This is a genomic window from Anaerococcus hydrogenalis, from assembly GCF_002871895.1.
GTDB lineage: Bacteria > Bacillota > Clostridia > Tissierellales > Peptoniphilaceae > Anaerococcus > Anaerococcus hydrogenalis.
Genome location: NZ_PNHP01000002.1, coordinates 259,864 through 275,015 on the forward strand (window position 1 = coordinate 259,864; position 15,152 = coordinate 275,015).

The window sequence follows — 15,152 nt, forward strand, 5'->3', positions numbered from 1 at the left end:
CTAATTAAAAATTCTATTATATTTTATTATTTGATTTCTGACTTCTTCCTTTGTTCTGGCCAATTCTAAAGCTCTTTTAAATTCATCTATTTTTAATAAATTAATTAATTCAAATAAAGCTTTTAAATGATCTTTGTTTTCATCAACCGCTAATATACAAACAAACTTAATAGGATCAAAAACTGGAGATCCAAAATTAACAGGATTCCTTAATCTAGCTAAGGCCATACTGGTCTTATTAACTTTTGAAGAAATTTTCCCATGTGGTAAAGCAAAATTTTCACTAATTACAACATAAGGTCCAAATTGTTCTATATTTTCAATCATTTCACTTACATACTCTTGGCTAATATTTTTTTTATTTAATAAAACTTCTGAAGCTGTTTTTATTGAATCTTTCCAATCAGATGCTTCAATATCTAGCACGATATTATCCTCAATAAGGAAGTATTCCAAACTATTACCTTCCTCTGAATTCATTTTTTCTAAAAATATATCCTGATCTTTATAATTTTGTTTTTTTGATTTGTTTTCAATAAAATCAAGGTCATAACCCTTGATTATAGAGCTAGATTTTTCATACACATAATCAGATATTTTTTTATAATCATATTCATTTATTAATGGAGATACTTTTATATACTCTTTATTAATATTATATAAATCAACCGTAGTAATTATGATATCAATATCATCTAAGTCCATATTTCTCAATTGATGGCTTGTTGTGCATCCTACTATCTTAAACTTAAACAATTCTTCCAATTTATGATTTAATAATTGACTAGTTCCTATGCCTGAATTACATACAACAATTGATTTCAATCTCCTGCATGCTCTATCAATCATTCTTTCTAATGATGCATAGACGTATATAACAATATATGATATTTCTATGTCATATATATCTCTATCAAAGTAACTAGATAGTACTTCAGAGTGTTTTTTAACTTTTTCAAATAGGTCTTTCTTTTCATTTGCTATAAGTCTAAGTTCTGGATAATTAACGATATCTTCTATTTTATACTGTTTCATTCTTTCTATGTGTAATGAAAGACTCTCAAATAACTTATAGTCTAAGAATAAAGGAATAGATAATTCTCGTGATAATGAGTCAATTAATTCTCTAGTTATAAAATTTATACTTATTGAATCATTATCATTAGCTCCTACTATTCTGAACTGGAGGTTTAATATTAGTTTAGAAAGATATATACATTCGTCTATATAGTAATTATATTCAAAATGTTCAATGAGCTGTTTATACAAGCTATATGCTATATCTTTATCTAAATTATCTGATATAAAGTCAGATTCTTCAGTAATTTCATAATCGTAAGTAGAACTTAACGACAACATCAATAAATAGTTTGATAAGATATCAAAAGACTTTTCAGAGAATATAACACTATTCCTATATTCAGATTCTCCAATAATGTTAAATATAGTTTTTTTATTTTCCTCAATTCTAAAAGCTATATTTTCATATAAGTTGTTTACAGAATTTATGAACATATTTATAAGGTAATAATTATCACTAACAAGCTCTATTAGAGCCTCTCTTTTATGCTTATGTGACCCATCGATATACAATCCTTTTCCCGGTTTTGTAACAAGCGATATATTTTTTTGTTTTATAAAAATTGCTAAGTCATCAATGTCGGAAGTTACAGTCGATCTAGATGTAAACATAATATCAGCCAATTCTTTTTTTGTAGCATACTCTTTTGATATAAGCAAAATTAAGGTCTCCACGTTTAACCTTTCAGCTTTGTTAAGAGTGTAATCATAAAAGTTTAAGCCAGATAAAAAACTTTTAATCATTTTTTTATCTTCTAATATTATTTCACTATCTCTAACATCAATACTAATACCAGAATACTTAAGCAGATGATTATTTATTATCTTTACATCGTCATTTATAGTTCTAAGACTCACTTTGAAATTTTTCTTCAAATAATCTATTGGTACAAAATCATTCTCATTTAATAAAATACATAAAATTTCATATCTTCTCTTGTTTATACTAACCCTCCTTTCAGTTAAATAGTACAATATAAATAGATTTACAACAAGTTCAAATGTTTTCATAGCTATGAAGAGAAATGTACCATCCTAACAATTAATAGAATTTACAAATTTCTAATCATGTAGAATAAATTGCCCTACATACATAATTTTGAAAATATACATAGTATTTAGGGAATAATATAAAAATATTGTTTGATAATTATACATATAAAATTATATTTATCGAATAAAGTCTAATATAAAAAAGAGCAAAGTTTCCTTTACTCTCTTTATCCGATATATGTTTATTTCCTCTTTTCCATATCTATATTTAAAATTTTTAAAATAAAAAAATCCGCAGACTGTATCTGACCTGAACCCGTAAACACGGAATAATTTAATAATATTTTAAGCGGAATGTAATCTGTACATAACAGGGACATCCCCTTTAATTTTGTTTTAATCCTATCCTCATTGTAGCATTTGATATATTTTTCAATCCTACTTATCAAATGGTCATAACTTTTAAACTCTTCTTCATAAAACATTTCTTGTTTTAATATCCCAAAGAAGTTCTCCATTGGAGAATTGTCTAGACAATTGCCTTTTCTTGACATACTTTGGGTTATGTTCAAATTTTCAACTTATTTGTCCAACAACTGTGTTGGTAGTGGAATCCTTGGTCTGAATGTATTATTAGTTCGCTTGTGTCTCTTGTTTTGCTTAAAGCTTTATCTAGCATAGTATTGGTTAAGTTTATTGTTGGGTGATTACTTAACGTATAGCTAATTATTTCGCTGTTGTAAACATGTAATACTGGTGATAGGTATAGTTTCTTTTACTCACCTTTAATTCTAAATTATGTTATATATGTTAGCCATAATTGATTTGGTTTAGTAGCTGTAAACTGTCTTTTTACAATATTATCGGCTACTTTACCTATTTGTCCCTTGTATGATGAGTATTTTCTTGATCTAGTTTTAAATTTAGAGCCTAACAAGGATTCTTCTCTCATTATTCTTAAGACTTTTTTATGGTTGAGGATTATCTTTGTCTTTTCCTTGCTTCTGATTACTCTTCCATAATCAAGGCTTGTAGCTTTTTTTCGTATATTATCTTCATTTTTATAAGTCTATTTTCTTCTCTTAACCTTATTAATTCTTCTCTTTCAGTTTCGTTTATTGGATTATTAAGTTTAGACTTTTTATTTGATTTGGTCATATCTTTTTTAGGCCTTCCTCTTTTATCTTCTAACCCATATAAACCACGCTGTCTATATGCTCTCTCCCAATTACATATTATTGATCCATTGCTTATATTAAAGTGCTCTGCGGTTTGTCTGAATGAGATATTATTGATTTGCCTATATTGTATTACAGATAGCTTAAATTCACTAGTGAATTTGTCTTGATTTTGCTTTTTTGATAGGTTATCAAATCCACCTGATTGATATTTGATTATCCATTTTTGTAATGTACCTTCGGGTATATCATATTTTTTAGCAACCATCATCCTGCCACCACTAGATTCCCCTGATAAATATTCCATTACTAGTTTAATTTTAAATTCTTTTGTGTATTTTGGCATAGAAAAACCCCTCCATCCGTATTCCGGATTTTGGGGTTCAGGTCACACAGGGCCTAGTTTATTTATTAAATTTCTTTAGCATTTATAATTTCATCATCAAAACCGTCTTTGTAGTCATTATTTTTAACTATATGTTTATTAAATATCTTATCTATACCAACTGAGATTGCTGTATCTCCTGATATATTTGCTGCAGTTCCAAATGAATCTTGTGTTAGATAAAGTGTGATCAATAATGATGCAAGTTCCCCTTCTGAAGGAATTCCTACAACTGGTAAAAATGGTAGGGCACTCATTACAGCTCCACCTGGCGCTCCTGGTGCTGCAACCATAGCTATTCCCAAAATTGCCATATATCTTAACATTAATAAGTAAGAATGATCCATTCCATACATGGTTAAAATAGTAAATGTACAAGCAGTGATTGTAATCATAGAACCTGGCATGTGAACAGTAGCTCCAAGAGGAATAACAAAGTCTCTTATTCCCTTACTAACACTGTTTTGCTTAGCACATTCTAAGTTTACAGGAATTGTTGCAACAGATGATTGGGTTCCAACAGCTGTTAAGTATCCTTTTATTTGGTTTTTGATTAAAACAAGAGGATTTTTCTTTGTATAAACACCATTTATTATAAATAAAGCAGATATATATAATAAGTGAAGGGCAATTACACATAAGAAAATTTTCCAGAATATTGATAAAACTGCAAAAACAGATCCTGTAAAGGCCATTTTTGAGAAATTACCAAAAATGAAAAATGGCAATAATGGAACAATTGCTGTTGATAAAACTTTAGTAATTATTTCATTAAATTCTCCAATAAGACCATAAGAAAATTCTCCTTTGCCGTGTTTTCTTAACCAAGAAATTGAAATTCCCATCATAAAGGCAAAAATAATTGCTGATGTAACATCAAAAAATGGTGTGATAGGCACTTCAAAAAATGGATTAACTTCAATCTTACTTGAAGCTTGAATTTTAGAAACTTGGTCTTGGCTTATAAAAGCTGGGAAAATATTTGAACTCATCAAATAAGATAAGGATCCACCAACTATTGTTGAAGTGTATGCTATAATAACTGTTACTGCAAGTAACCTTCCAGCTCCCTCTCCAAGATCAGCTATTCCTTTAGTAACAAAAGCGATAATCATAAGTGGTATAACAAAGTTTAAAAATGCACCAAAAATAGATGAGAATGTAACTGCAATTCTTACAAACCATTCTGGTAAATATAAACCTGCTAGAGTACCCAAGGCAATCGCTATCAACAATTTAGGTATTAAACCTAATTTTTTCTTTTCAGATTTACTCATGTTTATTTAAATACTCCTTTTTTCAACTATACTATTATGTAAAATTTATATAGCTTTTTTCATGACTACCTTTTCATTATAAGACAAAAAATAAAAAAGTGCAAATAAAATCGCACTTTTTTAACAATTTTTAATTTAATTATTATATTCTTGATCATATTTTTTTTGAAGTTCAGAAGTTAAATTTTTATCATCAAAATAATTTATCCCCATAGCTTCTTTTACTTGTTTTAATTTATTTTGACCATAGGCACTTGCTTCTTTTGAACCATTTTCCATAATTTCAAATAGTTTAGAAATATCTTTAGCGTAATATGCTCTTCTTTCTCTAATTGGTTCTAGAAAATCTTCCAAAACTTTATTTAAGAATTTTTTGATTTTTACATCACCAAGACCACCTTTTCTATAGTGATCTTTCAATTGATCTAAATTTTTATATTCTGGCAAATATTTTTCAAAATGATAATCTTCACAAAAAGCATCAAGATAAGTAAAGACAGTATTGCCTTCAACTTTTCCAGGATCAGATACCTTTATATGATCTGGATCTGTAAACATAGACATTACTTTTCTTTTCACTTCTTTTTTGGAATCTGACAAGTAAATACAATTGTCTAAGGACTTACTCATTTTACTAGATCCATCAATTCCTGGCAGTCTCCTACAAACTTTATTTTCTGGAATAATAGCCTTAGGCTCCCTAAAAATTTCCTTATAAGTATGGTTAAATGACCTAACCAATTCCCTTGCTTGTTCAAGCATTGGCTCCTGGTCTTCTCCTACTGGAACTATATTTGAATCAAATAAAATAATATCTGATGTTTGACTGATAGGATAAATTAAAAATCCAGTTGGAAGACTTGTTTCAAAATTTTTAGATTTTATTTCAGTTTTTACAGTAGGATTTCTTTCAAGTCTTGATAAGGTAACTAAATTAAGTAAATAAAAAGTTAATTCTGTAAGCTCTTTTACATATGATTGAACAAAAAATGTTACCTTATTTGGGTCAAGTCCAATTGATAAGTAATCAAGCATAACTTCTGTAATATTTTCTCTAATATTTTTTGGATTATCAAAATTATCTGTGAGGGCTTGGGCATCGGCAATCATTATATACATTTTGTCATAATTTCCCTCATTTTGAATTTTAACCCTATTTTTCAAAGATCCAACATAATGACCCAAATGAAGTTTTCCTGTTGGTCTATCTCCGGATAATATTATATCTTTCATTTTTTCTCCTTTATATTTTATAATATTAATAGAAATAAGGGAAGCTTACTCACTTCCCTTATTAGCTAAATATGCATCTATAAATCCATCAATATCTCCATCCATAACACTTTCTACATTTCCAACTTCGAAATTTGTTCTATGATCTTTAACCAAAGTGTACGGATGAAAAACATAAGATCTTATTTGACTTCCCCATGCTATTTGGGTGTAGTTTCCTTGAATATCTTCAATTTTTTCTCTATGTTCTTCTTCTTTAATTTGAGTAAGTTTTGCTAAAAGAAGCTTCATAGCAGTTTCCTTATTTTGAGTTTGACTTCTTTCAGCCTGACTTGAGGCAATTACTCCTGTAGGAATATGGGTAATTCTTACAGCAGAATCAGTTTTATTGACGTGTTGGCCGCCAGCTCCACTTGCCCTATAAGTATCAATTCTTAAATCTTTAGGATCAATTTCAACACTCATATCGTCATTTAGCTCTGGAAAAATATCTATTGATGCAAAAGATGTATGGCGTCTTTTAGATGAGTCAAAAGGAGAAATTCTAACAAGTCTATGAACTCCTCTTTCTCCTTTTAAATATCCATAAGCAAAAGATCCTTTGATATGAATAGTTGCAGACTTTATTCCACCGGCTTCTTCATTATTTAAATCTGTAATATCAAATTTAAAATTTCGTCTTTCAAAAAATCTTGTGTACATTCTCATAAGCATTTCTGCCCAATCAGTAGCCTCAAGACCACCTGCGCCTGCATGAATTACCATATAAACGTTATTTCTATCATATTCTCCGTCAAGCTCGGTTTTTATTTTAAAAGATGATATTTCTTTTTTTAACATATTTAAAGAATTTTCTACATCAACTAAACTATCTAACTCTTCATTTGTTTCTTCAATTATATCAATTAGATCTGATTGATCTTTTAATTCTTCTTTTAAACTTATAAAAGTTTTATAATCATCTTTTTTATCTGAAAGATCAGCCATAATTTCTTGGGCTTTTTGACTATCATCCCAAAAATTTTCTTTTAAGGTTTCTTTTTCAATATTTTTTATTTCTTTAAAAAGATTATCAGGATCAAGATGAGCTCCAATCATTTTAAGATTTTTATCAAGTTCTTTAATGATTTCTCTTAACTCATAAATTTCTGCCATCTAATTACCCTTAATATTTCCTTTTTTCGCTTCTCTTTTTAATCTTCTTCTTTCGGCCCTATTAGTAGCTTGGTCAGGACTCTCAGCATTTTCAACACTTTCCTCATCAGGTTTTAAGACTTGTTTTCTTTCAATATTTTGTCTTATTTCAACACCCATCATAAGTCTTACAGTTTCTTCTTGGATAGAATTTGTCATCTCTTCATACATTTCAAATCCAGAGTTTGTATAAGCACGAACAGGATCATCATTTCCCATAGCTCTTACGCCAATCTCTTTTCTCATTTGATCCATTGCATCGATGTGCTCCATCCACTTTGTATCGATTACTCTAAGAAGAACTACCCTTTCAACTTCTCTCATATTATCTTCACCAAATTGTTTTTCTTTTTCTTCATATTTATTTAAGGTTGTTTGGTAAATATAATCTATCAATTTTTCTTGGGTATAATCGTTAATATTTTCAAATCTTAAAAGTTCAACCGGGATTGCTATAGATTTTAAATGGTTTAGTAAAGCTACCATTTCCCAATTTTCTGGTTTAATTTGTGGGTTAGTAAATGAATATACAGCTTGAGAAATTGAATCTTTTATCATTGATAAAATAGAATCTCTCATGTTTTCTCCATAAAGAACTTGTTTTCTTTCGTTATAGATTATTGTCCTTTGTTTATTCATTACATCATCATATTGGAGGACTCTTTTTCTTGTTGCAAAGTTATTTGCTTCAACTCTTGTTTGAGCCTTTTCAATTGATCTTGTAACCATTCTTGATACAATTGGTTCATCTTCTGGATAATTGTAATTTTCAACAAATTTTGAAATTTGTTCTCCTACATTTAATCTAATTAGATCATCCTTTAATGAGATGAAAAATCTAGATTTTCCTGGATCTCCTTGTCTTCCTGAACGTCCTCTCAATTGGTTATCAATTCTTCGAGACTCATGTCTTTCAGATCCAATTATATAAAGTCCACCGACTTCTCTTACCTTTTTAGCTTCTTTATCAATTTCAGGTTTTACAAGTGATTTATAATGTTTATATTTTTTTCTTGCATCTAATATTTCTTGGTTGTCAGTTTCTTGGAAAGAGTCTACTTGTTCTAATAATTCGTCAGAAATTCCTTCTCTTTTAAGTCTTTGTTTTGCCATATGATCAGCATTTCCACCAAGCATAATATCAGTACCACGACCTGCCATGTTTGTAGCGATTGTTACAGAATTAAGTCTTCCTGCTTGAGCTACAATATCTGCTTCTCTTTCGTGATTTTTAGCATTTAATACAACGTGTTTAATTTTTTCTTTTTTAAGAGCATTTGATAATTTTTCAGAATTTTCAATTGAAATTGTACCAACTAGGATTGGCTGACCTGTTGCGTGAACTTTTTTAATTTCTTCAATTATTGCATTGTATTTTCCATTTTCATTTATATAAACATAATCCACATCATCAACTCTTTGGATTGGTCTATTTGTAGGAATTTCTACAACGTCTAGGTTATAAATTTCTGAAAATTCTTCTTCTTCTGTTTTTGCAGTACCAGTCATACCTGATAATTTATCATACATTCTAAAGTAATTTTGGAAGGTAATTGTTGCAAGAGTTTTTGATTCTGATTGAACTTCTACTCCTTCTTTAGCCTCAATTGCTTGGTGAAGACCATCTGAGTATCTTCTTCCTTGCATAATACGGCCTGTAAATTCATCTACAATCATAACCTCGCCCTTGTTTACAACATAGTCAATATCTCTTGTCATAGTTGTATTTGCTTTTAGGGCATTGTTAATGTAGTGAGCAAGCTCTAAGTGTTCAGGATCTGATAGGTTTTCAATTCCGAAGAATTTTTCAGCCTTTGCTGTACCTTGTTCTGTTAGGTTTGATGATTTTCTTTTTTCATCTACTAAGAAGTCTACTTTTTCTACAACAAATTCCCTATCAAAAGGATCTTGGTCTAAGTCTTCATTTGGATCTAAAATTCTTCCTTCAAGTCCTTTTATAAATTCATCAGCTTTTTTATAAGTATCTGTAGATTCATCCCCTTCTCCAGAAATTATAAGTGGAGTTCTTGCCTCATCTATTAAAATTGAGTCGACCTCATCGACTATGGCATAATGAAGTCCTCTTTGAACCATATTATCCTTATAAATTACCATGTTATCTCTAAGATAATCAAAACCAAATTGGTTGTTTGTACCGTAAGTTATATCGCAATTATAATTTTTTTGTCTTTCAGAATTTGTAAGTCCATAAATAATACAACCTACAGTAAGACCTAAAAATGAATAAACTTTTCCCATCCACTCTTGGTCACGTTTTGCAAGGTAATCATTTACTGTAACTACATGTACGCCTTTTCCGTCAAGGGCATTTAAATAAGCAGGAAGAGTTTCAACTAAAGTTTTTCCTTCTCCTGTTTTCATTTCTGCTATTTGTCCATTATGTAGAACAATGCCTCCCAACAATTGCACAGGATAGTGTTTCATACCCAAAACCCTGTCACTTGCTTCTCTTACTGTGGCAAATGCTTCTACCAAAAGATCATCTAAACTTTCTCCGTTTTTTAGTCTTTCTTTAAATTCCTTTGTTTTATTTTGTAACTGTTTATCTGTTAATTTTTGCATGTCTTCATCTAGTGCTAAAATTTTGTCAACTAATTTTTGGTTGTTGGCAATTTCTTTTTGACTAAATGTTTTAAATATATTTAATAACGCCAAATCTTTCACCTCTAATTCACTGTATATCCTACCTTTTTTATTACTTTTATCAATAAGATAGGATTAAATTATCACAAATATAATATTAAATGAAAATCTATCAATTGTAAAATAAATTTACTATTTAAAATTTTCTTTTAAATAATCAATTGCTTCTATATAGCCTTCAAAGCCCTTACCCTTTATAGTTTTTTTTGCAAAATAAGAAACGTAGGATATTTTTCTAAATTCTTCCCTATTATCAACATCTGTCAAATGAACTTCTACTGTTGGAATATTTACAGCTTTTAGGGCATCTAAGATTGCAACTGATGTGTGTGTGTAGGCTGCAGGATTTATAACTATGCCATCATAAAGCTTGTAAGCCTCTTGAATTTTATTGATAATTTGTCCTTCAGAATTTGATTGGTAGATTTCAATTTCTATATCCTTATCATCAGTGTAATCTTTTATGCATTTAATCAAATCCTTATAAGTCTTGTTTCCATAAAGTTCTCTTTCTCTAATTCCGAGCATATTTATATTGGGACCATTAATTACTAATATTCTCATAAAATTTCTCCTCAATTTCTTTTGCACATTTGTCTAAATCTGTATTATATACTTCCAAATCTTTAAACTTATCATATAAATCTTTTCTTTTATTATATAAAAATTCTAAGTCATATTTTTTTGATAGGGGTCTTCCTTCAATTTCTAAATTTTCTAAATCTCTTTTTACATTAACAATTATAGAATTTTCTTTAAGCCTATAATAATTTTCTTCTTTTTCTACAATTCCACCACCACAGCTAATAATTTGTCCTGTTTTTTTTGAAAATTCTTTAAGGATTTGACTTTCCTTATCTCTAAACTTATCTTCTCCATAATTTTTGAAAAATTCTTCTATATTTCCATATTTTTTTTCAAATTCTAAGTCAAGGTCAATAAAATTTCTTTTCATATTTTCTGCCAATATCCTTCCAAGAGATGTTTTTCCAGATCCTGGCATTCCAATGAGGGCTATATTTAGCTGATTTTTCATAAGAGAATTTCTAATTTTTGTTATAAGATCTTGGTCAAAAGTTTTATCCTGAAATAATTCGCTTGCCTTAACAGCTTGGGCAATAAGCATGTCAATCCCACAGGCATATTTTATGTTTTTTAATTTTGCCTCTATTAAAATTCTTGTCATATTTGGATTGTAAATTAAATCCACAAGTCCCTCTAATTTTTTAAAATTATCAAGCTTTATATGATCTAAAAATTCTCCATTATTTGGATACATACCAACAGGGGTTGTATTTACAATAATTTCAAAATCCCTGTAATTTTTTTCATCTTTAAAATAAGGCTTAAATCTTCTTGATAAAAATACAATTTTTTTTGCACCCAAATCTTTTAAAACTGCTTCCACTGTTTTTGATGATGCTCCTTTGCCTAAAATTAGACACTTTTTATCTTTAACATCAATTTTATTTTTTTTAAGATTATATAAAAAACCATAATAATCTGTATTATAGCCGTAAAGTTTTCCTTTTTTATTTACAATTGTATTTACAGCCCCAATCTTTTTTGCCTTATCAGAAACAAAATCTAGGTATTTAATTACCTTCTCTTTATATGGAATAGTAACATTTATCCCCTTAAAATCTTTTTTTTCAAAAAAATCATCTAGGTCTTCTTGGTTTTTTTCAAAATATTGGTAATCATAATAACCGATTTTTTCATGGATTATTTTTGAATAAGAATGGCCTAGTTTTTTTCCTAAAAGTCCATAATTTTCATCATTTCTTTGTAGATTCTTAGATTGGTCCATTATCTCTTGGTAAATTTTTACGAAATATTTTCCGTATTCAGGATTTTTTTCTTGAATTTTTTTTAGAATTTCCTTCTCTCTAATTGGGTCGTAAACTTTTTTATTGTGAGATATCTTGTAGGCCCTCACTTTTTTTGAAAGATCAAATCTTTCCTCCAGTAATTTTATAATTTTATCATCGACTTTGTTTATATTTTCTCTAATATCTTTTATATCGTCCATTTAAGCTCCTAGATATTTAATTCTACCACCAAGTTTTTCAAAAGTTTTGAAAAATGATGGGTAGGACTTATTTACTGCCTTATAATTTCTTATTATTATGTCTTCTTTTGCAAGTAAAGATCCTATACTTGCAGCCATTACTATCCTGTGATCATTATAAGAATCAACCTTGCCCCCACTTATTTTTCCAGAGATTTTAAGACCGTCTCCAAGGATTTGGCAATTTGCTCTCAAATCATTTAACATCTTTGAAGTTGATTCTAACCTGTCACTTTCTTTAAGTCTTAATCTTTCTCCATTAATAATGTAGGAAGTTTTGTCTAAATATGTTAGTAAGATTGCAACTATCGGGCAAAGGTCTGGTATTTGTGAAATATCTATTTTTAATTCTTTGTTTTCTTCTTTACACTTTTTAATTTTTTGACAAATTTCAACAATTTCCCTATCTTTTTGTAGGGAATTTTTATCTAAATTAGATATTTCTATTTTTGAACCAAGTAAATTTGCCCCATAAAAAAAAGCAGCATTTGACCAATCACCTTCAACTATATAGTTTTTTGGCGATTTTATTTCTGGATTTTCGATAATATATGAGTGTTTATCTTTTTTTACATCTACATTAAAGTCCTTTAAAACTTTTCTTGTTATATCAATATAACCAATAGATTCTGGCTTTTCAGATAATTTTATATAAGTTTTTCCCTTTAATTTACTTGCAGCAAGCATAATTGCTGTTATATATTGGCTTGATTTATTTTCCAAAAATTCAAACTGGCCTACTTTTAACTCTCCTTTTATAGTATAGGGAATTTTGTCAGCTGAAATTTCTAGGCCGTGCTTTCTTAAATTATTAATTAGTTCAAGGTTTGGTCTTTGGGCAAGTCTTTTTTCTCCTATTATTTTTGTATTTTTTGAAAAATGAGAAGAAACTCCTGTAAAAAATCTCAAAGAAGATCCAGATTCGTACATATCAATTGTAGCTTGATCAATTTTTTCTTTTGGTGGCATGATTTTTACAAAATCTTCATTTTTTTCAATTCCTACCCCCAAATTTTTAAGTCCGTCTATGGTAACATTTATATCTTTTGAAAATTCATTTATATAAATATTAGTAGGATTATTTGAAAGAGCTGCCATAATAAGGGCCCTATGGGCAAAAGATTTGGATGAAATCGCATCAATTTCTCCAACAAGTTTTGATGGGTGGATTAAAATGTCATCTGTTTTCATAAATTTTCCTCAAATCATTAAAGTTTATCTTTAAAATTTCACAAGTTCCAAGTTTTTTTACAATTATTATATTGATCTTATCTTCTCGGGATTTTTTATCCACCTTGCAAATTTTTATAATATCTTCTGTGTCAAAGTCTATGTCGTAATCTAGGTCATATTTTTCTAAAACTTTTACAAATTCATAGTAAAAATCTTCATAAAAATATTTAACCATAATTTTCATACCAAGGGCAACTGCATGGCCATGGCTTATTTTAAAATTAGATTTTATTTCTATGGCATGGGCGAAGGTGTGGCCATAATTTAAAATTTGTCTGATGCCATAATCTTTTTCGTCTTCTTTTACCAAATCTTTTTTAATATTAAGACATTTTTTTATAATTGATGGAAGGTTTGGGTAAGATTTTGTCACATTTTCCTTTGAAATTTCTTCAAAGATGGACCTATCTCTAATCATCCCATATTTAATTGCCTCTCCCAAACCATCTTTAAAATAATAATCTGATAAAGTTTTTAGGAAATTTGTATCAATAAAAACTTTTTTAGGTTGGTAAAAGGCTCCACACAAATTTTTCCCAGCTTTTAAATTTACTGCAGTTTTGCCACCAACAGATGAATCAATCGCAGATAAAAATGTAGTTGGAACCATTATAAAATCAAGGCCCCTAAGATAAAGGGATGAAAAAAGACCTGAAATATCTCCAACTACTCCACCCCCAAAGGCTATTACTAAATCTGATCTTCTATATTCATTTTCTGCTGCAAATTCTAGGATATCTATCAAATTTTCTGTAGATTTTGACTTTTCTCCATTTTTTAAAATGTACTTATTAAAAGTAAATCCATGAAGCTCTTTTTCGAGTTTTTCTCCGTGAATTTTATAAAGATAATCGTCACTAATTACTAAAATTTTAGAATTTGGATAAAATCCTTTCAAATATGTATTTAATTCTTCTATTACATTCTCCCCTATGTCTATATCATAAGGATTTGCTAAATCGACTCTTAATCTCATTACCACATCTTCTTTCTTATATCATTTCCTTTTTTTAGTTGGGTTTTTAACCTTTCTAGGTCATCATTTTCCAATTCACTTTTTAAATCTTTTAAATTTTTTATCATTATATCTATATCTTCAATCAAAAAATCTTTGTTTAACAAAAACAATTCTGACCACAAATTTTCATCAATTTTTGATACCCTGGTCATATCCTTTAAACTTCCAGCCGAAAATCCATCATGGTTAAGGGATTTTTCATTTAAAACATAGGCATTAGAAATCACATGGCAAAGCTGGGATGTAAAAGAAATCATTTGGTCATGTTTTTTTGGACTTGCCTTTACAAATTTATTAAAACCTATTTTTTTAAACAAGGAAATTTCCTCATCATCTAAGTCATCAAGATAAATCATAGAAGCATCAATGTATAAATCTTTCAAAGAAGACTCAAATCCATAAACTTCTCTCCCTGCCATTGGATGGATAGACTTATAGGTAAAGAAATATTTTTTTGATAAGTCTTTTATATATGGATACAAGTTATTTTTTACTCCAGAAATTTCCATAACTGTATTGGATAAATATTTACAATTTTCTTTGACAAATTTTTTAATACTTAAAGGATTCAAACAAATGATTGTAAGGTCCATATTTTTAAACTCATTCTTATTATCTATTATTTTTATATCTACATTTCGGGCATCTTTTATGGTTTTTTCATTAATATCGTATCCGTAAACTATATTATCACTATACTCTATAAAAGCTTTAGCAAAAGAACCACCCATTAATCCTAAACCTACTATAGCAATTTTTTTCATTATTCTTTCCTTATATTTAAATATTTTTCTTTATATTATATCAAAATATTTTATTTAGTAAA

12 protein-coding genes and 1 pseudogene are annotated in these 15,152 nt (G+C 28.7%); all 13 read right to left on the bottom strand.

The window, feature by feature from the left end; genetic code table 11:
• On the bottom strand, nucleotides 1–2,091 hold the full coding sequence (locus CJ192_RS04220) for a BglG family transcription antiterminator (protein ID WP_102197886.1): 2,091 nt from the start codon (nucleotides 2,089–2,091) through the stop codon (nucleotides 1–3).
• Nucleotides 2,092–2,315: 224 nt separating this feature from the next.
• Nucleotides 2,316–2,645, bottom strand: a complete 330-nt coding sequence (locus tag CJ192_RS04225; protein ID WP_102197887.1) for an IS3 family transposase — start codon at nucleotides 2,643–2,645, stop codon at nucleotides 2,316–2,318.
• Nucleotides 2,642–2,833 (bottom strand): annotated as a pseudogene (locus CJ192_RS09585) (IS3-like element IS1296 family transposase); the annotation flags it as partial. The pseudogene CJ192_RS09585 and the gene CJ192_RS04225, both read right to left, overlap by 4 nt.
• A 248-nt stretch (nucleotides 2,834–3,081) precedes the next feature.
• Entirely contained in the window at nucleotides 3,082–3,597 is a 516-nt protein-coding gene (locus tag CJ192_RS04230) for a helix-turn-helix domain-containing protein (RefSeq protein WP_102197888.1), read from the bottom strand.
• 65 nt (nucleotides 3,598–3,662) lie between these two features.
• Nucleotides 3,663–4,913, bottom strand: a complete 1,251-nt coding sequence (locus CJ192_RS04235) for a dicarboxylate/amino acid:cation symporter (RefSeq protein WP_102197889.1) — start codon at nucleotides 4,911–4,913, stop codon at nucleotides 3,663–3,665.
• 135 nt (nucleotides 4,914–5,048) lie between these two features.
• A complete protein-coding gene (trpS, locus tag CJ192_RS04240; protein WP_102197890.1) occupies nucleotides 5,049–6,146 on the bottom strand; it encodes a tryptophan--tRNA ligase in 1,098 nt (365 codons plus the stop codon).
• Nucleotides 6,147–6,191: 45 nt separating this feature from the next.
• Nucleotides 6,192–7,301, bottom strand: a complete 1,110-nt coding sequence (prfB, locus tag CJ192_RS04245) for a peptide chain release factor 2 (protein WP_102197891.1) — start codon at nucleotides 7,299–7,301, stop codon at nucleotides 6,192–6,194.
• Nucleotides 7,302–10,016, bottom strand: a complete 2,715-nt coding sequence (gene secA / locus CJ192_RS04250) for a preprotein translocase subunit SecA (protein ID WP_102197892.1) — start codon at nucleotides 10,014–10,016, stop codon at nucleotides 7,302–7,304.
• Nucleotides 10,017–10,136: 120 nt separating this feature from the next.
• The gene (aroQ, locus tag CJ192_RS04255) at nucleotides 10,137–10,568 is read right to left on the bottom strand and encodes a type II 3-dehydroquinate dehydratase (protein ID WP_004818527.1); all 432 of its coding nucleotides are present in this window, start codon (nucleotides 10,566–10,568) and stop codon (nucleotides 10,137–10,139) included.
• Nucleotides 10,549–12,036, bottom strand: a complete 1,488-nt coding sequence (locus CJ192_RS04260; RefSeq protein WP_102197893.1) for a shikimate kinase — start codon at nucleotides 12,034–12,036, stop codon at nucleotides 10,549–10,551. The genes aroQ and CJ192_RS04260 overlap by 20 nt, the downstream gene beginning before the upstream one ends.
• The gene (gene aroA, locus CJ192_RS04265) at nucleotides 12,037–13,266 is read right to left on the bottom strand and encodes a 3-phosphoshikimate 1-carboxyvinyltransferase (protein WP_102197894.1); all 1,230 of its coding nucleotides are present in this window, start codon (nucleotides 13,264–13,266) and stop codon (nucleotides 12,037–12,039) included.
• Nucleotides 13,253–14,284: a 3-dehydroquinate synthase gene (gene aroB, locus CJ192_RS04270; RefSeq protein ID WP_102197895.1), complete on the bottom strand. Its 1,032-nt coding sequence runs from the start codon at nucleotides 14,282–14,284 to the stop codon at nucleotides 13,253–13,255. Before aroB ends, aroA begins: the two co-directional genes overlap by 14 nt.
• Nucleotides 14,284–15,090 carry a prephenate dehydrogenase gene (locus tag CJ192_RS04275; protein WP_102197896.1) on the bottom strand — a complete coding sequence of 269 codons (807 nt, stop codon included), beginning with the start codon at nucleotides 15,088–15,090 and terminating at the stop codon, nucleotides 14,284–14,286. Before CJ192_RS04275 ends, aroB begins: the two co-directional genes overlap by 1 nt.
• Between the last annotated feature and the right edge of the window lie 62 nt (nucleotides 15,091–15,152).

Excerpts from the sequence above, each read along its gene's own strand:
- CJ192_RS04235 (WP_102197889.1), bottom strand. The coding sequence starts at position 4,913 with ATGAGTAAATCTGAAAAGAAAAAATTAGGTTTAATACCTAAATTGTTG.
- aroA (WP_102197894.1), bottom strand. The coding sequence starts at position 13,266 with ATGAAAACAGATGACATTTTAATCCACCCATCAAAACTTGTTGGAGAA.
- CJ192_RS04220 (WP_102197886.1), bottom strand. The coding sequence starts at position 2,091 with ATGAAAACATTTGAACTTGTTGTAAATCTATTTATATTGTACTATTTA.
- aroB (WP_102197895.1), bottom strand. The coding sequence starts at position 14,284 with ATGAGATTAAGAGTCGATTTAGCAAATCCTTATGATATAGACATAGGG.
- CJ192_RS04230 (WP_102197888.1), bottom strand. The coding sequence starts at position 3,597 with ATGCCAAAATACACAAAAGAATTTAAAATTAAACTAGTAATGGAATAT.
- aroQ (WP_004818527.1), bottom strand. The coding sequence starts at position 10,568 with ATGAGAATATTAGTAATTAATGGTCCCAATATAAATATGCTCGGAATT.
- CJ192_RS04260 (WP_102197893.1), bottom strand. The coding sequence starts at position 12,036 with ATGGACGATATAAAAGATATTAGAGAAAATATAAACAAAGTCGATGAT.
- trpS (WP_102197890.1), bottom strand. The coding sequence starts at position 6,146 with ATGAAAGATATAATATTATCCGGAGATAGACCAACAGGAAAACTTCAT.
- prfB (WP_102197891.1), bottom strand. The coding sequence starts at position 7,301 with ATGGCAGAAATTTATGAGTTAAGAGAAATCATTAAAGAACTTGATAAA.
- CJ192_RS04275 (WP_102197896.1), bottom strand. The coding sequence starts at position 15,090 with ATGAAAAAAATTGCTATAGTAGGTTTAGGATTAATGGGTGGTTCTTTT.